Annotated in this window: 22 protein-coding genes; 17 read left to right on the plus strand and 5 right to left on the minus strand. The window is 48.0% G+C overall.

All coding sequences use genetic code 11. The annotated features are described in order from the left end of the window. Window positions 1-287: carbonic anhydrase (locus tag H6F90_RS00950; RefSeq protein ID WP_304941000.1), on the plus strand; the 287-nt coding region annotated here is incomplete at its 5' end. Window positions 288-343: 56 nt separating this feature from the next. Here the strand turns inward: H6F90_RS00950 and H6F90_RS00955 are convergent. Continuing rightward, entirely contained in the window at window positions 344-631 is a 288-nt protein-coding gene (locus H6F90_RS00955; RefSeq protein ID WP_190549415.1) for a hypothetical protein, read from the minus strand. 648 nt (window positions 632-1,279) lie between these two features. Between H6F90_RS00955 and H6F90_RS00960 the strand changes: the two genes are divergently transcribed. From H6F90_RS00960 to H6F90_RS30455, 6 genes are all read left to right on the plus strand, one after another. Continuing rightward, window positions 1,280-1,831, plus strand: a complete 552-nt coding sequence (locus H6F90_RS00960; RefSeq protein ID WP_199295642.1) for a GNAT family N-acetyltransferase — start codon at window positions 1,280-1,282, stop codon at window positions 1,829-1,831. Between the two features lie 126 nt (window positions 1,832-1,957). After that, window positions 1,958-2,833, plus strand: coding sequence for a DUF4037 domain-containing protein (locus tag H6F90_RS00965; protein ID WP_190549419.1), 876 nt, complete (start codon window positions 1,958-1,960; stop codon window positions 2,831-2,833). A 136-nt stretch (window positions 2,834-2,969) separates the two neighbouring features. Continuing rightward, window positions 2,970-3,494 (plus strand): GNAT family N-acetyltransferase, encoded by a 525-nt coding sequence (locus H6F90_RS00970; RefSeq protein ID WP_190549423.1) that lies wholly within the window; start codon window positions 2,970-2,972, stop codon window positions 3,492-3,494. Between the two features lie 82 nt (window positions 3,495-3,576). Beyond that, window positions 3,577-3,900, plus strand: a complete 324-nt coding sequence (locus H6F90_RS00975) for an isochorismate lyase (protein WP_190549425.1) — start codon at window positions 3,577-3,579, stop codon at window positions 3,898-3,900. 222 nt (window positions 3,901-4,122) lie between these two features. After that, window positions 4,123-4,287 (plus strand): hypothetical protein, encoded by a 165-nt coding sequence (locus H6F90_RS30450; protein WP_242024263.1) that lies wholly within the window; start codon window positions 4,123-4,125, stop codon window positions 4,285-4,287. Between the two features lie 45 nt (window positions 4,288-4,332). After that, on the plus strand, window positions 4,333-4,608 hold the full coding sequence (locus H6F90_RS30455; protein ID WP_370587914.1) for an ester cyclase: 276 nt from the start codon (window positions 4,333-4,335) through the stop codon (window positions 4,606-4,608). 198 nt (window positions 4,609-4,806) lie between these two features. Here H6F90_RS30455 and H6F90_RS30460 read toward each other — a convergent pair whose 3' ends face one another. Beyond that, window positions 4,807-9,456, minus strand: a complete 4,650-nt coding sequence (locus tag H6F90_RS30460) for a PAS domain-containing protein (RefSeq protein WP_190549427.1) — start codon at window positions 9,454-9,456, stop codon at window positions 4,807-4,809. 293 nt (window positions 9,457-9,749) lie between these two features. Between H6F90_RS30460 and opgC the strand changes: the two genes are divergently transcribed. The 3 genes from opgC (at window position 9,750) to H6F90_RS01000 (ending at window position 12,795) form a co-directional block, all read left to right on the plus strand. Continuing rightward, window positions 9,750-9,971 carry an OpgC domain-containing protein gene (opgC, locus tag H6F90_RS00990; protein WP_370587915.1) on the plus strand — a complete coding sequence of 74 codons (222 nt, stop codon included), beginning with the start codon at window positions 9,750-9,752 and terminating at the stop codon, window positions 9,969-9,971. A 249-nt stretch (window positions 9,972-10,220) separates the two neighbouring features. Further along, window positions 10,221-10,571 carry a hypothetical protein gene (locus tag H6F90_RS30465; RefSeq protein ID WP_370587912.1) on the plus strand — a complete coding sequence of 117 codons (351 nt, stop codon included), beginning with the start codon at window positions 10,221-10,223 and terminating at the stop codon, window positions 10,569-10,571. A gap of 76 nt (window positions 10,572-10,647) precedes the next feature. Next, on the plus strand, window positions 10,648-12,795 hold the full coding sequence (locus H6F90_RS01000) for an ATP-binding protein (RefSeq protein ID WP_206756140.1): 2,148 nt from the start codon (window positions 10,648-10,650) through the stop codon (window positions 12,793-12,795). On the opposite strand, the gene H6F90_RS01005 is transcribed toward H6F90_RS01000, so the two are convergent. Further along, window positions 12,792-13,016 (minus strand): hypothetical protein, encoded by a 225-nt coding sequence (locus H6F90_RS01005; protein WP_190549433.1) that lies wholly within the window; start codon window positions 13,014-13,016, stop codon window positions 12,792-12,794. The genes H6F90_RS01000 and H6F90_RS01005 overlap by 4 nt on opposite strands. A 198-nt stretch (window positions 13,017-13,214) precedes the next feature. Beyond that, window positions 13,215-13,808 (minus strand): TetR/AcrR family transcriptional regulator, encoded by a 594-nt coding sequence (locus H6F90_RS01010; RefSeq protein ID WP_190549435.1) that lies wholly within the window; start codon window positions 13,806-13,808, stop codon window positions 13,215-13,217. Between the two features lie 175 nt (window positions 13,809-13,983). Between H6F90_RS01010 and H6F90_RS01015 the strand changes: the two genes are divergently transcribed. From H6F90_RS01015 to H6F90_RS01025, 3 genes are read left to right on the plus strand one after another with little or no spacing between them, the layout of a single operon-like run. Continuing rightward, window positions 13,984-14,436, plus strand: coding sequence for a cupin domain-containing protein (locus H6F90_RS01015; protein WP_190549437.1), 453 nt, complete (start codon window positions 13,984-13,986; stop codon window positions 14,434-14,436). A gap of 32 nt (window positions 14,437-14,468) precedes the next feature. Beyond that, complete coding sequence (locus H6F90_RS01020; protein WP_190549439.1) at window positions 14,469-14,948, plus strand: SRPBCC family protein; 480 nt, start codon at window positions 14,469-14,471, stop codon at window positions 14,946-14,948. 10 nt (window positions 14,949-14,958) lie between these two features. Continuing rightward, window positions 14,959-16,245, plus strand: a complete 1,287-nt coding sequence (locus tag H6F90_RS01025; protein ID WP_190549441.1) for a glycosyltransferase — start codon at window positions 14,959-14,961, stop codon at window positions 16,243-16,245. Window positions 16,246-16,249: 4 nt separating this feature from the next. On the opposite strand, the gene H6F90_RS30340 is transcribed toward H6F90_RS01025, so the two are convergent. Further along, a complete protein-coding gene (locus H6F90_RS30340; RefSeq protein WP_206756141.1) occupies window positions 16,250-16,450 on the minus strand; it encodes a hypothetical protein in 201 nt (66 codons plus the stop codon). A gap of 104 nt (window positions 16,451-16,554) precedes the next feature. Between H6F90_RS30340 and H6F90_RS01030 the strand changes: the two genes are divergently transcribed. From H6F90_RS01030 to H6F90_RS01045, 4 genes are all read left to right on the plus strand, one after another. Next, entirely contained in the window at window positions 16,555-17,061 is a 507-nt protein-coding gene (locus tag H6F90_RS01030; protein ID WP_190549444.1) for a DUF6653 family protein, read from the plus strand. Window positions 17,062-17,142: 81 nt separating this feature from the next. Continuing rightward, entirely contained in the window at window positions 17,143-17,955 is an 813-nt protein-coding gene (locus tag H6F90_RS01035; protein ID WP_190549445.1) for an SDR family oxidoreductase, read from the plus strand. Beyond that, the gene (locus tag H6F90_RS01040; RefSeq protein ID WP_190549447.1) at window positions 17,952-19,430 is read left to right on the plus strand and encodes an amidase; all 1,479 of its coding nucleotides are present in this window, start codon (window positions 17,952-17,954) and stop codon (window positions 19,428-19,430) included. The genes H6F90_RS01035 and H6F90_RS01040 overlap by 4 nt, the downstream gene beginning before the upstream one ends. 99 nt (window positions 19,431-19,529) lie before the next feature. Continuing rightward, window positions 19,530-19,697, plus strand: a complete 168-nt coding sequence (locus tag H6F90_RS01045) for a tyrosine-type recombinase/integrase (protein ID WP_370587913.1) — start codon at window positions 19,530-19,532, stop codon at window positions 19,695-19,697. Window positions 19,698-20,396 lie beyond the last annotated feature (699 nt).

Below are 20,396 nucleotides of genomic sequence, written 5' to 3' on the forward strand. Positions count from 1 at the left end.
GAGAAGCGACGCGGCGCTTAGTGTTAGATAATTATGCGCACCTGCAGCCCGAGCGCTTGCTCAAGATCGCGATCGAGCAGAATGTGTTGACGCAGATAGAGAATTTAGAAACGTATCCTGTCATTCGCTCCAAGTTGCATAGCAGGCAGCTGAATCTGCATGCTTGGATGTACGAAATCGAGACCGGTCAGGTATTCGCTTATGATGCGGGATTAGGGCAGTTTACGCTGCTGAGGCAGCGCTCCTTCCCGGTACCCGACCCATTGATTACAGCTATTTCACAGTAAGCAGGGAAACCCTGTCGTTTCCTTAGATGGGCATTCAGGCGATAGAAATGTGTCTGTTAACGCTTAAGGTTGAGTAATCCTGCTATCAGCAAAACAATACCTGTGAGAAAAAAGTAGACGCTTTGAAGGAGAAAGCGATCGGCAGCAATTCGTCTATAGATGTTGCCAGTTGTCACATCGATACCACCGCTACCAAGCTGGCCAAAGAATGTGCTGAGGTTACTTTCGACTTGTGAAGGAAGAAATGAGATGCTGATAAAGGCGATCGCTATCAGTACAATGCCAATAACTATTAAGCTCGAGCTAGAAAAGAAACGCCGCAACATACTCCAATTAATTTTCAATTAATCTTTTCAATATAACGTTTCTGCTCTGGTGAGCTACGGCTAAAGAATCCAGTATTGGTTGTTATAGAAGAAGTTGATAAAATGAAGATGAAGGAGAACAAAGAAATGCACACTCCTCTTCGATAATTCTGGGAAGAGGGTAAATTCTTTTCATACTGTTGATGTACAGTTTAGTTAAATTGATTTGATTTAATCACAACGAATTTACATTGCTTTAAATATCTCCAGCGAGAGTGGGAGACTGTTTGTGGTCGAAGGCTTAGTTTTAGAAACGGAAAAACTTTGGCCGTTAAGGTTGAAAATTTTATAAGTTAGAGCTTCTCACGATCCCATGCCCTGATTTTTAGCTGGCGAGGATGTGTCATTGGCTTTTAGAACCCATTGCCGAGAATGCCCCCAAATGGCAATATTCATCAACAATCTAAGCTTGATGCAAAAGAGTCACAAAAATGCTTGTATCCCTGACTGCATAGATATTCTAGCAAATCTAAAACTGTAGTACTCTAGGCTAGATAGCCCAAATGAGTTCGGCCTAATTAAGAGTTCGAGGTTATCTGCGGTGGGTGATTGGGAACGTTGGCCAGCAGTTCTTGAGTAAAGCATTCAGCCAAACAACAATAGTGGAGCAAAGTTGTATTGTTTCCAGTGAATTTTCTTCCCCAATCAACTGAACGGCTGGTTCTGCGTCGGTTTACAGATCTTGATCTAGATAGATTTTTTTCCTACCGCCAAGATTCTCAAGTCGCTCAATTCCAAAGTTGGTCGATGTTACCTTATCGTGAAGCGCAATCCTTCATTGAGGAAATGCAAATAGCAGCGATGGGGATACCAGGTGAATGGTTTCAAATTGCGATCGCCCACAAGCAATCCAACTTGCTCCTGGGTGACATTGGAATGCAGATTTACACTGAGAATCCGGCAATCGTAGAAATTGGTTTTACTTTGGCTCGTGAAGAGCAAGGTAAAGGATATGCACAAGAAGCTGTTCAAGCTCTGGTTTGTTCAATATTTGAACTTGGATACATCAACCAGATCGTCGGAATAACTGATATGCGAAATGAACCGTCTATTGATTTGCTTAGGCGCTTGGGAATGAATTTAGTGCAATCAGATGAGGTGGAGTTCAAGGGTGAATTGTGTATTGAGCAAACATTCGAGTTGAGAAGAGAGAATTGGTTATTGCACAAAGCAGGCTAACCCTATGTTAGAGGGGATGGAGTCAAGCTCTTTGTACGGAATTCAAGGTTACTTACCACGGCTCAACTTGGTCGTTAGCCTGCTGTCCGCTACATTGTTTCAGCAGAAGAACTTATACTCCTCAACATGACTGAGCACAGCGCCTGGCGAATTTCATTAGCTCACGAAATTGCTCCTGCTTTCACGGCTAATCCTAAAGTTGCAGCGTGTTTTGTATTTGGCTCGGCAGCGTTAGGGATTGCAGACCAGTATTCTGATCTTGAACTAGGATTCATCTGGTCACAATTGCCGTCTGTCGAAGAATTACAAGCCACAGCGCAAAATGTTGGTGTCACAGGATGGGAAATTGAGCCGTATGGAGAAGCAAAGCAGGCATGGTTGGAGCAGTTCTACCTATACGGCATGAAAGTTGAAGCGGGTCATTGGGCGCAACATACGATGGATAACATTGTGATTGATGTGGTTGAGCGTTACGATGTGTCCCAAAATGGGCTGTTGTTTGAGAACCAAGCGATCGCATCTCATCTGCAACGCGCAGTAGTGCTTCACGGTGCAGACAGGATTAAACAATGGCAAGCTCAGCTTTCTCCTTATCCTAAAGAACTTGCGGTTGCGATGGTTCAAAAGCATCTAAAATTCCGCCCGTTTGATGGTCAACACATTTTGACCGAACGCCTTGAGATTCCGATGCTGTACGAAAATAATTGCGCCATTGTACGATGGCTTCTCAACATCTTGTTCGGGCTAAACCGCATGTATCATCCTGGTTTCAAGTGGACTCGTTACTTTGTGGACGAAATGAGCATCAAACCGCCTAAGTTTTTTGCTCGGTTGGAGCGCGTTTTTCAATCGGATGCTACTAGCGGAACCCATGAGTTACGACAACTCGTAGACGAAACGTTCGACCTTGTAGAGCAATGTTTACCGGAAGTTGACCTCAAGCAGCAGCGTGCAACGTTCAGTCAGCTTTATGCGAGATGGAAGTTACCTGTGAATGGTTAACTTAACGTCCATCAAAACAGGCTAACCCTCCCAATGCACCAGAACAAAGTCAAGTGATTGGTGAAATCCAAAGATTATCTGCGTCCGGTGAACGGGAACGTTAGGCGACTTTCCTAAGAGCAGAAGGATACCGCTAATGCAAAGTAAGAACCTACATTTTGAGCCACTCACTGACGCCCATGCCGACGAACTCTTTTCTATTCTGACCACACCCGCCGTCCTTGCCTTTATCGATCCAAAGGGAAATCCACCGACTATAGAGGAGTTGAGGACAGAGTACGCTGCCCGCTCTCACGGTCCTGTGGTTTTGGCAACGCCGACTGAGCAATGGTTCAACATGGCAATCCGGTTGAAAATTCCTCCCTCTCCCGTGATTGGTCGGCTGGAGGCGACAGGATACGGAGAATGGGGTGAGGTGGCCTATTTGTTAGGTGAAGCTTGGTGGGGCAAGGGATTGGCATTCGAGGCGATGCTCTGGTGGCACGATTACCTGGCTGCTGTTGCACCCGGAACCGAATGGTGGGCCGCTGTACATCCACTGAATCAGCGGAGCATTCGGCTCTTGAAACGTCTTGGGTACAAGAAAGTGGACGCAAATCAGCGCCCGAACCTTTCTTCCTACGATGTAGGAGATTGCTGCTTTGTCCGTCTGCCTAGATAAAGGAGAATCAGGAGACTACTGTCATCAAACTTGGTTAGGTTAGAATCGAAAGCCAGTCCCATCAGTTGTGCTTGGCAAGCCCATGAAATCCCCCGAACAATGTGAAAGCATAACGGACATTCGAACCGAAATCGATCGGTTAGACCGTCAAGTCCTTGCACTACTTGGCCAGCGCTTCGCTTACGTCAAAGCTGCCTCTAAATTTAAGACAAGTGAAACTAGCGTTAGAGCACCTGAACGCTTACAAGCAATGTTACAGCAACGTCGAGTTTGGGCAGAGGAACAAGGATTAAACGCTGATGCAATTGAAAAAATGTATCAGGATCTAGTTAATCACTTCATTGATGAAGAGATGAAGCACTGGAAACAATCCAGAATTCAATACCATTCTGGTGCAGTGGACTGATCCAGATCGCTTGTAGTATTGCAGAAGTGTTGATAGCCGCTGACCGTAGCCGTTCTACTGTTTAAGTTTCGGGTTGTGAGGGTAGTCGAAGAGTTATTGATCCTTCCATAAAGTCAGTGTGCTTTGAGGGTAATTGTTGAGGCAGTGTTTGGAAGTTAGCTCGAAAGTTGGGTCAAGTTCTCATAGTCGCCGCGTTACAACCTAGCCAAAACGAAGTTCTGTATGCTGATTGAGCAAAACAAAGCCCTTGTTCTCCAGTTCTACAAAGCCTTTGACGATCGCAAAATGGAGCAAGCCTTAGAGCTTTTGGCTCCAAATTTTGTGGCTCACTTGGCGGGTATACCTGAGCCATTAGACGGGGAAGGATTTAAACGGTTTGGGATGTGATTTTATTTAGCCTTTCAGCAGGGGGGGCACATCTTTGATGAGGTCATCGTCTCCGAAGATAAAGTGGTCACTTGTGGAAAATTCACCGCAACGCATGTTGGAGAGTTTCAGGGGCTTTCGCCTACAGGTAAGCAAATCAGCTTGTGTATCATGCATATTGATCGAGTGGAGAATGGAAAAATCGTAGAGCATTGGGGGCAAGGCGATGCCTTCGGATTGATGCAGCAGTTGGGGGTCGTTTTCTTACCAGGTCCGAAACTATTGCCATATATCCTCAAGGGAGCTGTATCTAACCTGTTTAAGCAAGCCGAACGTAGTTGACAGCAGCAGCACAACCTCAATGCACCCGACCATCAAGGGAACACCAGCGAATCCAGGTTGTAATATGCGAAAGGACTTGATGAACTGCAAATCCCTTTCAGGTCTATTGGGCTATTTGACATGACATTTTCCTCATTCAAAACCGTAACTTTCTGTTCAAATGCGCCCGCTGGTCCTAATTCCTACTTTGAAAGCTGCTTATCTCGCCTCACTGATCAGGGCTGAGATCGCCTTGACTAGGACGGCTGGATCGATCGGTTTAGCGATATGGCGCTGAAATCCGGCGTTAAAGGCTTTCTGTTGGTCCTGTTCCATTGCATAGGCCGTCAGCGCGATCGCGGGAAGCTCACCGAATCGGCTTTTCACCTGCTGCATCAATTCATAGCCATCAGTTTCTGGCATGCCAATATCACTGACTAAAAGCATGGGCTGGAAGTGAGCAAACACAGCTAGGGCTTCGGATGCTGAGGTTGCCACCTGGACGATCGCCCCCGTTGGTTCGAGGATAGCGACAAGCAAATCTCTCATATCGGCTTCATCGTCTACTACAAGGATGCGAATCCCTTGCAGAATGCTCGCTTCGCTAGAAGCCAGATTAGCTGAGGTTTCATCTGCAAAGCTCAAAGCTGGAGTTTTCATAAGGGGTAAACGGATAGTAAAGGTGGCTCCAGCGCCTTCGCCTGGGCTTTCGGCTCGAACCGTTCCCCCATGTAGTTCGGTCAGTTGGCGAACAATTGCTAGTCCCAAGCCCAGTCCTCCAAACTTGCGTGTGGTTCTCCCATCTTCTTGACGGAAAGACTCAAACACGTAGGGTAAAAAGTCCGGAGTAATCCCTTTTCCAGTATCCTTGACCTGAATTTGAGCCTCATCCCCCACTCGCTCCAATTGCACCTTTACCTGGCCGCCATTAGGAGTGAACTTAATGGCATTGGAGAGCAGATTCAAAACAACCTGCTGTAAACGTCCTGCATCCCCTAGTACGGGTGGAATGGATGAGTCTAAATTGATTTGGGTCTGAATACTTTTTGCTTCCCCTGCCAATCGCATTGTTTCTAATGCGGACTCAATTGTGCATGCTAAATCAACAGGCGCTTCATTTAAGACCAGCTTGCCGCGTAAAATCTTGGAAATATCGAGTAGGTCGTCAATCAACTGCGTTTGCTGTCTCACATTGCGCTCAATAATCTCTAAGGCTTGTTTCGTTTTCTGAGCATCAAACCTGCCTGTTTGCAGAAGTTTTGTCCAACCCAAGATGGGGTTAAGCGGCGATCGCAACTCATGGGATAACACGGCTAGAAATTCATCTTTCACCCGGTTGGCTTGTCTCAGCTCCTCGGCTTGCTGCTCCAGTGATGCAACTAATTCAGCTCGCTCAAGGGCGATCGCCACCTGTTCCGAAATCACTTGCAACAGGTCTGCCTCTTCAATCGTGAATTGAGTTCGGGTCAGACTCGCAAATGAAAGGGTCCCTAGTAGCCGTCCCTGCACCATTAGTGGCTGACCTGCATAAGCTGTTACCTCCATTGAGCAGAGGATTCGAGCATTGGGATGGGAGGCAATTTCTGCACGATTAAGCACGATTTGCTGGCGTTCCTGAGCCACCAACCCGCACATAGCTTGCCCTAGATCGATTGACTCAAATGCTTGTGCCTGGGCTTCAGAGAGCCCACTATAACTTATCAGCTGCAAACGTTGTCTACCGTCCTGCTCACTGACTTCAAAGTGATAGTAGTAATGCAAATCCATTTGCACCGAGAGACGGCTAAACAGCTGATGCATGAGGTCCATTGGCTGTTTTGCCGCAAGCAAGTCACGGCTGGTCTCATAGAGCAGGTAAAGTCGTTGGCTGTGTTGTTGTAAGGCTTGCTCTGCCTGTTTGCGATCGCTGATATCGGTATGTGTTCCCAACATGCGGAGGGGCTTACCGTCTTGATCCCAAGTTACAACTTTGCCAACCGAGAGAATCCAGATCCACCCACCTGCTTGGGTGCGTTGTCTAAACTCCACTCGGTACTCGTTGTGATGTCCAGCGAGGTAATCCTCATAGACTCGATACACGGTTGCCACATCATCTGGATGCAGGCGATCGCGCCACTGAGCATTTGTTTCCTGAAACTCCTCCGGTTCATAGCCCAACATTCGGGCATATTCAGGTGAAACGATGGCGTCTCCCGTCTGAACATTGAGATCGTAAAGTCCCTGATTGGCTGCACTCAGAGCTAAGGACAGCCGTTCTTCACTCTGACGCAGTTCGGCTTCAACTCGATGCAATTCCGAGATATCAGTAATGGTGATCCCAACTCCTAACACCTCACCATTGGGCAAACAAACCGGGAAGTGATTAGCAATGGTATGACAATAAACACCCGGTCGTACCTCACCGCTATACTCCAAATTGAGAACAGGTTCTTGGGTTTGCATGATTCGCCGCAGCATCGGAGCAAACTGGGGAGCCATGTCGGGCACCACATCCGGAAGGGTTCGCCCTAAGTGTTCATGAAGTGGCAACCCATTAATCTGAGCTAAGGCTTCGTTGGCGTACAGATAGCGCAGATCTTGATCAAATAAGGTCAGTGCAATCGGGGAAGCGGCGAGAAATGCGTTGAGAATGGCTTCACTACGTTCCTGCTCTAACTCACTACGTTTGCGCTGCGTGATATCGAGCAGTGAGACCAGTACATGGTCATACCGGTCTGACTCCGGTGGAAAGGTGATGGTAAACCAAACGTCAAGGCGATCGCCCTGCAAAGTTTGCAATACAGTTTCTGCGGCAAACGAGCGTTCTTTATTCGCGATCGCCAGTAGTTCTCCGATAAAAGCTGCTGTCGTTTCAGGTACAAAGATTTGGGTTAAGGAAGATAGCAACTCTGTCTTGTTTGGCGCGCCAAACATTTGCACTGCGGCTTGATTCACATCTTGAACTTGGACGAGCTCAGCCATCTGTTGCACGAATTCAGGATGTTCAGTAAAGTACTGCTGAAAATCCTGAATACCCATCGTTTTCAATTGGTCGATCGCAGCTTTAACTTCAGAAAAGTCTTCCTCCCAGATCGCCACACTCACAGCTTCAAAAATATAGCGATAACGCTGTTCCTGTACCGTTAGTGCCGCTTCTGTCTGTTTACGCTCAGTAATATCCAGACCCGTACCAAAAAAAGCAATGGTTCGCCTAGACTCCCCTTCACCTTCAAACTGGGCTTGGCCTTTTGCCAGTACCCATCGTTCGCTGCCATTGTTCCAGATAATTCGGTACTCAGTCTCGTAACTGCCAGATGATTGAGGGTCGATCGCCGCACTGACAGCTTGGGCAACCCGTTCGCGATCGTCTGGATGTATCCGCTCTATCACGGCAGGAAGCGGGATCAGGACAGCACCATTGGGTTCACCCCAGATTTGACGCATGCGCTCATCCACTTCGACTAGGTTTGTGTCCAGGTGCAGCCGCCAACCTCCCAACTGGGCAACTTGTATTGCCAACTGCGCCCACTTTTCACTTTCTCGCAGCGCTTGTTCGATCTGTTTGCGCTGAGTAATATCGAGTGACACTCCTAAAACCTGGCGTGGCAAACCATCTGCTGTGCGGTTAAAGACAACACTTTGGGTGTATATCCAGCGTCCTTCACCGTTTGCGTGACGTGCTTGGTACTCAATACTAAAAACTTGATTATCTGAAGCAAAGCGAAAATTTTCTACGTAGTTAAATATTCGTGCTAAATCATCGGGATGTACCAGAATTTCAAGGGCATTAGCCCCCATTGCCCGAACTTCTTCAGACGTATAGCCCAGCAAATCAGTAATTTGGCGATTGGTATAAACGTTTTGCTGCTGGATTAAGTCGTGTACAAATAGAACTCCGGGTACAGCTTCAGCAATCTGTTGATTGTAATGCTGGCTCTCTTGAAGTTGAGACTCAATCTGTTTTCGAGCAGTGATATTTTCAAATGCGAACCCAATACAGCGGTTGGGTAAGGGAAACGCTTTAAGGCTATAAATTCCGGTAGAAACGCCATCTTCGCTATAGACGATTTCCCCTAAATCCAAGGATTGCCCTGTGCGAATGACCTCTACATATTGCTGCACAAGGGGTGTTTGTAGCAGCTTAGGAAAGCCCTCCGCCATAGTCTTGCCTACTAAGGATGCAAAATCTAACCCAGTCGCTTCTGATGCAGCAGGGTTTGCAATCAATAAGCGGAAGGAACCAGGATCGTTCACGTCTTCCAGTTGCCAAACAACAAGACCAACTTGCGTGTTACTAACCACATCTGCATACAGTTGCAGGTGCTGGGCCGCTTCTTGTCGCTCTCGTTCAGCGGTCACTTGTTTTGCCACCGCTAATCTCAGCTCTAATTCATCAACTACGATCGCAGCTAAATCTGTCAGGATTTCTAGCTGCTCCTGGGTCAGCGCATCGCGTGGTGTTGTATCGAGTAGACAGAGGGTACCTAGGTTAAAGCCGTCTTGAGTGATTAGAGGGGCACCAGCATAGAAGCGCAGAGTAGGCTCATTCTGCACAAACGGATTGCAGGCAAAGCGATCGTCTTGTCGAGCATCAGGGATGACTAAAACATCGTTAGCCAACAGCGCCAAGTTGCAAATGCTATCATGTCGTGGCACTTCCTGCTGATTGAAGCCGTAGCAAGACTTAAACCAAGCTCTTGACTCATCGACTAAAGACACTAAAACCGTTGGCATCTGAAACAACCGTGCTGCCAGAGAGGTAACGCGATCGAATGCTGCTTCTGGTGGTGTGTCCAGAACGTTGTAGCGTCGAAGTGCCTCCAATCTCTTCGCCTCATTTTCTGGCAAGGAAATACTGTCGGTCAGTGATTGCGAGATATCGTCTGTCATGAACTTGAGTCAACGAGTGAATATAAACAGCGAATGAGACGAGATTAGCCTTAGCTTATTTCAAGGTTTTCCAAAAAGCCAAAACACTTCCTCGCAAAGAAAAATCAAGGGATTGTGCCAACGTGAGGCTACTCCACTACTGCCGACGATCGCTGCCATGATTCAAACACTCTTGCAATAGACGAACGATGGCTGCGCTTCAGCTTTAGAGGCACTTGCAATCGCGTTTTGTAGTAATGCTTGGGTCTTAACTAGTATTTCCCTCGCCTCTGGGTCGCAGTATTAATGGCCCGATCCGATTAGTGACTTTATTGGGTTTGTTTCCCTTGCTGTATATGGTGGTTAACACATTTTGGCTCCCGCTCAATAAAGCGCTAGGCAAACTTCTAATCCCTTTATGGCAAAACTCGCTTTATGCCTATGTGATGCATGTGCCCCTGACGGTGTTGTGGTTTATGATTCCAGGTCTCACGACAGGAAGTGCCCTGGTGACAACGCTGTTGGCCCAACGGTAGCGTAGCTGCAACAAAGTGCCACGCGACGCTTGAAAGCTTTACTGGGTAAAAATTCCAGAAAAAATTTTATGATTTAGCTAAAACATCCCAAGAAATGGTCATTGATGGGCAAGTTTTCAAGCAAAAAGAGCCTGAAACCCTAATTCTCTCGTAAATTTTATGGGTAGTTCAGTCATCATTTACGGGTAAGTTGCAATTTTTCGAATTTTTTAGCTGCATTATTTGTCATTCAAGCGTTTCAGAGATCGCGTGGCACTTCGTTGCAGCTACGCTACCTTGGGGCCTAGTAGGGGTCAGCACTCACAGTTTCAGACGAACGGCTCTGACCAGATGAGCAGTGCAGGGATACCCCTGTGGATGATTCAGGACATATCAGGGCATCGTAGTTTGCAAGCGCTTCAACGCTATCTTGAGGTGTCAGAGCTGCAATTGGTGGTGGCGATCGCGAGTCAGGATACCTTGTTTTGGCTTGGAACTGGTGCCGTGAAGCGCGGAACTCCAATTCTTCTGGAGCAACTTGCTCTACTGAGTATCAAAGGTGCATTAGGTCTCTATTTATCCGGATGCAGTTGTGGGAAGTCTATAAACAGCGAGAGATGAATGTAAGATTTCCCTTTCTATAATGAAGCCCCGACAGTCCCCTAGAAATCAGGCCTTTCCACTACAGATCGTTCTTGTGGTGCCCTTTGTACTTCAGATTTTTGGGGCGGTTGGCTTAATCAGTTATTTGTCCTTCAAGAACGGCCAGAAAGCAGTCAATAACTTGGCCGAACAGCTAATTGATCGCAGCAGCGATGTGGTTAACGAACACTTGAACTCCTACCTTTCTGTCCCTCAAAAGTTGGGCCAGATTAATGCCTCTGCGATTCGCCAAGGGCTGTTGGATGTGCGTGATGGCGAAGCAACTGGTAAATACTTTTGGGAGCAAATGCAAGCGTATGACCTGACTTTCATTGGAATTGGCTTAGTCACAGGAGAGGGGTTTGGAGCAATTCGTTACGACGGTAAAACCGTGACCATTGACGATTGGAAGTCGCAATTGCCAGATAGTGCACGCACTTATGCAACCAATGACCAAGGCGATCGCTTGAGTGTGGTTGGAAGGTACAGCTACAATCACTTTACCGAAAGTTGGTATACCGCTCCCCTGAAAGCCGGTAAGCCCACTTGGGCAAAAGTTTATGTCTGGAATTCTCCCTATGGTCCCTATTTGGCAGCCTCCGCCGGTCGCCCTATCTATAATTCGCAGAATCAACTACTGGGTGTGGTTGATGCCGACATTCATCTGCTGAAACTGAGTGACTTTCTGCGCAGTTTAGATATCAGCAAGTCTGGGCAAGTGTTTATTGTGGAGCGAGATGGCAACTTGATTGCTAATGCTGGCACAGAGAAGCCCTTTAGAAATAGCAATAACGAAGTTCAGCGATTGCAGGCGATCAATAGCCCGAACTCTACGATTCAAACCATTGCCAAGTACATTCAATCATTCAACGGGTTTCAGTCGATCAATCAAGACACGGATTTTCAAGTTGAAGTGCAAGGAGAACGATATTTTGTCGATGTTAGACCTTGGCAAGACCAGTATGGTTTAGATTGGCTAGTGGTAACAGGGGTGCCAGAAAATACTTTCATGGCCCAAATCAATGCGAATACCCGCACCACGATCGTCCTTTGTTTTGGGGCATTAACGGTTGCCTCTGTTCTGGGCGTCTTTACTTCTCGTTGGATTGCACGTCCTATTCTTCGGCTCAACCGAGCCAGTGAAGCAATGGCAGCAGGTGATCTGGAGCAAGCGGTAGAAGTCAGTAATATTCAAGAACTCAATACCCTCTCCCGCTCCTTCAACCACATGGCAGGACGACTGAGGGAGCTGTTCACAGCTTTAGAGCACGGCAAGGAAGAATTGGAAGACCGGGTCGAAGAACGCACGGCTGAGCTCAAAAATACTCTGGCAGAACTACAGCGAACTCAAGCTCAAGTGGTGCAGAGCGAAAAAATGTCGAGCCTGGGGCAGCTGGTGGCTGGAGTCGCTCATGAAATCAATAATCCAGTCAACTTCATTCACGGCAACCTGACGCATGTGCAGGACTACACTGAAGACTTGGTAGAGTTCATACAGCTGTATCAGCAGGGCTATCCTCATCCTACTCCTGAGATTCAAACAGCGGCGGAAGAGATGGACTTGGAGTTTTTGCAAGCAGACTTGCCCAAAATGCTGGCCTCGATGAAGCTGGGAACCGAGCGCATTCGGCAGATTATTCTCTCCTTGCGTAACTTCTCGCGGATGGATGAAGCGGAATTCAAGGCCGTAGATATTCATGAAGGCATCGACAGCACTCTGCTGATCCTGCAACATCGCATCAAAGCCAGATCCGACCGGCCTGAAGTGGAGGTGGTTAAAGACTATGCTCAGCTGCCGCTGGTAGAATGCTACGCTGGACAGCTCAACCAAGTGTTTATGAACATCTTGGTAAACTCACTTGATGCAATGGACGAGAAGCATGCGAAGTGTACTGATCAAGAGATGAAGGATAATCCCAACCGAATTGCTATCCGCACCTCCATGATGGAGGCAGAATGGGTAGAAGTGGCGATCGCGGACAATGGGGTTGGCATTGCTCAAGCGGTGCAACGACGCATCTTTGACCCCTTCTTTACGACGAAAGCGTTGGGCAAAGGAACTGGCATGGGGATGTCGATTAGCTATCAGATCATCACTGAGAAACATAATGGCAAGCTGGAGTGCTCTTCAACTCCTGGAGAAGGAACTGAGTTTAGGATTCGAATTCCTTTGTACGCAATCGATATTCATAAGAAAATTTAGCTGAAATCCATATCAGACGAAGCTTTCACCCGTTTGACTTTTAGTAAAACTGTCAGAATTAGAACCTGAAATGCGGAGCAGTCAATACTTTCAGGCTTAGCGTTGTTTTTTGTTCCGTTCATAAAACTACCCATATAGCGGTTCCCTTTAGGGAAGGCAGCACGAGCTACACGAGCCGTTTCTTCGGGGATAGGATGAACAGCTTGAGGTTGAAGCGGCATAGATAAACCCTCCTCAAGAAATGGTCTTTCTAAGATTTTCTCTCCCAAGCTTGGGGTAGACCTGGGTAACCCAGCATTTCTTCAAAACAAGATTTTAGTGAGTGATTGATTTTTCTCTGGTCGATTTGCCAACAGCATCGTATCCTGTCTCAATCCCTAGCAGGAATGGCATCTTGATATACATCAGCAAAGCCACGATTAGCGATCGCCAAACAGTAATTCAATCAGAGCTTCCACTAGGCGATCGAACGTCATATCCAGGATGTCCTTGCCTTGCAGCATCTCCATCATTTGATAGTAGTAGCTCAATGTTCCAGAAATAATCCAGGCCACGGCTTCTGGGTCTGAACTGCAGAGTTGAGGAGCCGCTTTCAGAAGATGCGCTGAGACTTCCAAACCCGGTTTTTCAAACTGCTCGACGTAGAACCGAGCCAGGTCAGGAAATCGTCCAGATTCCCCCACAATCAACCGATAAAAGTTCATGCGCATGGGGTCAAGATTTTCAGGAGTAATACTCTTCGCCGCTAGGATTCGTAGTTGTTCTACAGGGTCAGTCGGTAGCGGCTCTGAGGCAAACACCTGTTGGAGATGCTGCTCAGCCGTGTATTGCACGATCGCCGCAAATAGCTTTTCCTTACTCTCGAAGTAGCTGTAGAGCGTTTCCTTCGATACTCCTGCCGTTGCTGCAATCCGAGCCATGCTGGTCGCGGCATAGCCACCTTGCAAAAACTCTTGCAGGGCTCCTTGCAAAATTTGCTCTGCTTTGGCGGCTTGCTTAGCTTCTTTAGGCATCGTACGACCTGAACTAACACACTTATCGTACCGTACAGTACGGTCTCAAGACTACCTGATCGGGTGAATTGGCAATCAAGCCACTTAGACTACGATTTGAATTAATCGAACTAGACTGTTCGGTTCGGTTAATAACCGACAATTACTAAACCATGTGATTTCTTGGAGAAATCTGATGAAGACAGTCGTACAGCACGCCCAACCTAAAATCCTTGAATCTGGTCAAGGGGATATGCAGTCCATGCTGACGCACACACTCGTATGGAAGCTGGCTGGAAACGATACGAACGGTCAGTACGCTGTATTTGAGATGATCGATGTGGCTCACGGAGAACCCCCATTGCATCGCCATCCTTGGGAAGAAACTTTCTACATCCTGGAAGGTGACCTCGAAATTACGTTAGGCAATCGTCAGCAAGTTGTGACAGCAGGTGCAGTGAGCCACATTCCTGCCAATGCAGTGCATACCTTTAAGGTGCTCTCTGCGAGCGCTCGGGTTCTGGTGATCGTTTCACCTGCGACTGCTGCCGAATTCTATCGGGAAGTTGGCGAAAGAATCACCAGCTTGCCACCTGATCTAACGGTTTTACAAGAGATTTCTGCCAAGTACGGCTTGCGGTTTGAGTGACACCATGGGTGACACATGGAGGGAGAGGTAGAATGCTCATCCAAACGAGTGCACAAATGGCCATTAACGCACCCATTGAACGAGTGTTTGATGGGTCGATCGACTGTCAGAATCTGCCCAGGTGCTTCACAGGTTATCAAGCCATTCCTGCCATTTTGAGTGCAACGACGACCGATGGGCTATTACTCCACGCAGGTAGTACGCGCATTGTACAGAACAGTGATGGTTCTAAAATCACAGAACGCATTATTTCTCTGCAACGTCCTACCCTTCAAACCTACGAATTGCTAGATGGGCTCAAGCCGCCATTTTCATGGCTTCTACGTTCTGCTTCTGGCAAATGGTCCTATCAAGCGATCGATTCAGGAACGCAGATCACCTGGCAATTTGAGTTTGAGATGCGGCATTTACTTGCCTATGTGTTCTTCCTGGCAATGGTCAAACATCCCTTTCAAACTGCCCAGAACATTTGTCTTGCCAATCTCAAGCGAACTATTGAAGATGTTGATTGAGGACTCAGTGATGAGAATTACGATTTTAACCACAGGATCACGAGGGGATATTCAACCGTTCCTTGCCCTGGGACAAGGGCTCAAACAGGCGGAATATCAAGTGAAGCTCGCCACCCACAACACATTTCAGGAGATGGCGCAAGAGTATGAACTAGCATTTGCTGCGATCGCAGGAGATGTCCAAGCCCTGATGGCAAGTGAGGCTGGACAGAACATGCTAAAGAGCCAGAATCCCATTTTGTTGATCAAGCAATACGCCCAAATGGTGCAACCGCTAGTCGCTCAAGCCATATCTGATTCTTGGGTCGCTTGTCAGAATAGTGATGCCATTATCTTCACAGCGACAGCAGTTTGGGGCTATGACATCGCTGAAGCATTAGGAATTCCCTGTTTTTTTGCCTCCTTAATGCCTCAAAGTTCTAACCCAGATTTTCCATATCCTTCGCTACCCCCAACATTGCATTTAGGCCGAACTCTTAATCGACTGAGTTATCCGCTGTTGATGGAAGGGTTTGGATTAATATTCAGGCAACTATTGAATGAGTTTCGTCGTTCGCAGTTACATCTTCCATCCATTCCCTTGGGAACGATTTACCGCAGACTTGATCATTTACCTACCCCTGCTCTCTACGGGTATAGTCCCTCAGTTGTGCCTCAACCAGCCAATTGGAGCGATCGCATCCAGATGACTGGCTATTGGTTTCTCGATCAAGCATCAGATTGGCAACCCTCCCAAGCACTTCTAGACTTCCTGGCAGCAGGCTCACCTCCTGTGTATGTCGGCTTCGGCAGCATGAGCGGAGAGGATTCTGTACAGTTCACTCAGATTATCCTGGATGCCCTCCAACAAACGGGGCAACGGGGCATTTTGCTCACAGGCTGGGGAGGAATTGCTCAGACTGAATTGCCTGATGATGTATTTCTCCTTTCTTCTGTTCCTCATGACTGGTTGTTTCCGCAAATGGCAGCGATCGTCCATCATGGTGGAGCCGGAACAACGGCTGCTGCTCTCAGAGCGGGAGTACCATCTGTCGTTGTACCCTTCTTTGGCGACCAGCCTTTCTGGGGCGATCGCGTGATGAAATTGGGCACAAGTCCGTCTCCCATTCCCAAAGCCGAGTTAACGGCAGACCGTTTGGCAGCAGCCATCACCACTGCTGTCACGAATCCGGTAATGCAACAGCAGGCGAAAGCGATCGGGGTCGCAATTCGAGCAGAGAATGGAGTCCAGGAAGCGATCGGAGCTATAGAGCGTTATCTTGTACATTCTAAATATCAATCCGCTCAATATGTTTGAGGAACTACGAATCACCTTCGCGACTATTAAGGACATCCGATAGTTCTTCCAACAAGCGGCGCAGTTGAGACAGTTGACGCCTGCGATCGCTCACAAACATCTCGATGCAATGCATCCCAAGAACTTGGAATAACTCATGCGGGATATGGCTCAGGTAGGAGCCAGAGTGTGAATGAACATAAACAGAAGAATCGGAAAATGACAACCATGAATAACTCCCAAAACAGAGCAAACTGTTGCTTTGCTTGATGAAGAGAAAGTTTGGATTTGGTTAGAAGAGAGCCTACGACTTTGAGGAGGACAATAACAATGACTGTAGAACGTAAGATTGCCAACACGTTCCAGATGGATGAGGAAACCTGGGCACGTCATGCCAATCCCTGGAGTGTTTGGACTCGTTTCACGGTCCTGCCGATTCTAATTTTGGCGATCTGGAGCCGTGTCTGGCTGGGTTGGGGGTCGTTAGCTCCCATCGCGATCGCCCTGCTTTGGATGTGGATTAATCCCCGCATCTTTGCGAAACCTCAATCTACCAATCATTGGGCTTCTAAAGGCGTGTTCGGTGAACGGGTCTGGCTAAATCGAGATACCGTTCCTGTTCCTTTACACCATCAACAAGTTCCCAATATCCTGAGCCTGGTTTCAGTGATGGGTATGGTGGTTGTGGTCTGGGGATTGGTCACACTTGATGGTTGTCTCACTCTCTTGGGATGCGCTCTCGTTTACCTGAGCAAACTGTGGTTTATTGACCGCATGGTGTGGCTTTATGAGGATATGAAACAGGCTCATTCCCAATATCAAAGCTGGCTTTATTAAACATTTGGGGCTTTGAAGAAGCTTAACAGGTAAATAAAACACGTCGAAGTCCTTACTTCCACCGCACCAGGAGGTTTCAGAATGAACGCATCAAAAATGTTGGTCACAGGGGGGACAGGTTCCCTCGGTTCACGGGTGGTCGATCGCCTACAAACTGCTGGTGACAACGTTCAGGTGCTCAGTCGTAGTGGACGTCTCGGCACCGTTCCAGGAGATTTGCTGACGGGTGAGGGATTGGAGAAGGCAGTCGAAGGAATTAATACCATTATTCATTGCGCTTCTAGCCCCACCAATTCACGTCAAGTCGATGTAGAAGGAACGAGGCGCTTACTTCAAGCCGCAGAACAGGCAGGAGTTTCTCACATTGTTTATGTCTCGATTGTCGGAGTCGATCGCAACCCCTTTTACCCCTACTACGGCATGAAGCTGGAAGTGGAGCAGATGATTGAACAGGCTTCCATCGGGTGGACAATTCTTAGAGCAACACAGTTTCACGAATTTGTACTGACGCTGATTCAACTGCTCGATCGCCTGCCTATCATGCTCATGCCCAAAGGCTTTCTGCTCCAGCCGATTGAAGCAAGTGAAGTTGCCAATCGCCTAGTTGAACTGGTTCTTTCCTCTGCTGCCGGACGAGTGAGCGACATTGGGGGTCCCGAAATTTGGACAGCAGCCGATCTAGCGAGAGTGTATTTCAAAGCAACTGGACGGAAACGGAGCGTTGTCGAAGTTCCCATTCCTGGCAAAATCGCCCAAGCCTTTCGTACAGGAGCACAGCTCTGCCCCGATCAGAAGTACGGCAAAGTTGGCTGGGAAGCGTTTTTGAGCCAACTATCCAAAGAGAATTACCGGGAGAGGAAAAGCATTTCACTGAATTTAGAGGAAATATCATGAACAAGATTGTGTTTAAGTCTGCTACTGACATGGCTCACATGATTCGCGATCGCCAAATTTCTGCGGTCGAACTTCTGGACGCGCATCTGGAACAAATTGCTCAACACAACTCGAAACTAAATGCCATCTGCACCCTTGATGCAGAAAATGCCCGAACTAGAGCCAAGCAGGCAGATGAGGCGCTTGCAAAAGGTGAAGATTGGGGCGCATTGCATGGAGTTCCGGTCACGATCAAAGACATTTTTGAAACGGCTGGACTCCGCACAACCGCAGGCTATATTCCCCTTCGAGATTACATTCCCCAGCAGGATGCGACAGTCGTTGCCAGACTGAGAGCAGCGGGAGCGCTTATCCTGGGAAAAACCAACATGGCAGAACTCGCCGCCGATTATCAGAGCACTAATTCTCTGTTTCCGCCAGTCAACAATCCCTGGAATTTAGCCTACACGCCTGGAGGAAGTTCAGGGGGTAGTGCCGCCGCGATCGCAGCAGGTCTTTCACCCCTCGATCTGGGCAATGATTTTGGCGGGTCTGTGCGTCAACCCGCTCACTTTTGTGGGGTCTATGGACTCAAATCCACCGATCGCCGCATTTCTACCGCAGGCATGATTCCTGAAGTTCCGGGTCTGCCCTTGTGTGTTCGACAGATGATGACCGTTGGCTGTTTGGCGCGATCCTTGGAAGACATTCGGCTTTGCTTTTCGCTGATTGCAGGAGCAGATGTGCGCCGTCCAGATGTTCCTCCGGTTCCCCTAGATACGCCTTCAGGCAAAGCATTGTCTGATCTCAAGATTGCCTGGATTGATGAGTGGAGTGAAATTCCCGTCGCCTCTGATATCCGCACCGTCATGCAGAAAACGGCTCAAATGTTGGCAAATACGGGTGCCCAGGTAGAACGTTGGCTGCCCCAAGGCTTTGACACCTCAAAGATGTTGAACCTGTACATGCGAGTTGCAGCTTATAACAACACCTATGCTCAACCGAGAGATCGTTATAACATCCGACGCAGTTTAGAGTTGATCGCTCGTACAGCCACCCAAGGTGATAAAAAACTCAGACAATTAGGAGACTTCAGCCGCTTTCTGCCAGAGCTACTCAATCCCAGTTTGAAGGGATATTTTGCAACCCTGACCGAGCGCGATCGCTTCATAGCTCAATTGGATACGGCATTAGAGTCATGGGATGTTTGGTTAGTCCCTGTGGCTGCAACGGCCGCATTTACCCATCGTCCTGCCTGGAGTGCGGTTGAGGTTGATGGCAGAGCTTACCCATACGGAGTTGCCAATGGAGCATACACCATGCCGTTTAATTTAAGCGGACATCCAGTCATCGTCATTCCCATTGGGCAGACGCAAAATGGACTACCGATTGGCATCCAAATTGTGGGCAAGCGGTGGAGAGAGATGGAGTTAATCGCGATCGCTCAACAGCTTGATCAGGTCATTGGCACATTTCAACATCCTCCAGGATATTGAACGTATGAACAGCAAATTCGACCAACCTTTAAAGGCGTTGAGTTAGTCTGGCTCAATGCCTTGATGGCTTAGTACCTAATCAACGATCGCCTGGGGCTGGTGGGAGTTAGTACGCACAGTTTCAGACGCACTGCTCTAACCCAGATGAGCAGTGCGGGGATGCCGCTGCGAGTCATTCAAGAGATATCTGGCCATCGCAGCTTGCAAGCACTTCAACGCTATCTGGAGGTGTCAGAGCTGCAACTGGAAGGGCGATCGCGGCTTTAAGTTTTCGAAGTATCGGCGCTTAATGAATTAGTTGATGTTTTGGACTGGATCTAATAAGTCTCGAGGTCGTAGTTCCATGTCAATACCCTGTATTTCGTCTATCTCATGTCTGGGAGATTAGGCAGAATTGATTCGGGTTAATTACCTCTAACAGATAGCCCGAACCAGTTCAGTCTGATTAATAGTTTGGCATTCAGAAATTCAGCAAATTGTAGTTGTAGCTACCTCTATCAGGACAATAAGCTTAAGCTCATTTTTGCATTGCTGACAATCCAGCGTCCTAACTGAACGTCTGTAGCTCTACCTTGCACTGTGACGGTCGGTTAGGGTTAGCTATCAGAATTGCTCGTCAATACAACTTGCGAAAAGGTTCCTTATGTTGCATCATGTTTCATTCAGTGCGCGTCATCCTGAAATCGTTGCAAAGGGACTCGCCAAGCTCCTCGACTGTACTGCCCTGAGAGCACCCTGTCCTCCCTTTCCGACCGGGTCTTGGTTCGTCTGCCTCGGTGATGCCTTTGGAACGCTTCTGGAAGTTCTTCCTTGGGGGCACGTCCAAGACAAGGAAGGAGGCGGTGCCAAGAGGGTCGATAACTTCATGCGAGATCGGAGTAGTACTCATATTCTGCTTCAAACATCCTGCTCGACTTCGCAGATTGAGACAATTGCTAATAAGGAAGGGTGGGACTGTGTACCCGC

The sequence above is a fragment of the Trichocoleus sp. FACHB-591 genome, assembly GCF_014695845.1.
In the GTDB taxonomy this organism is placed as follows: Bacteria; Cyanobacteriota; Cyanobacteriia; order FACHB-46; family FACHB-46; genus Trichocoleus.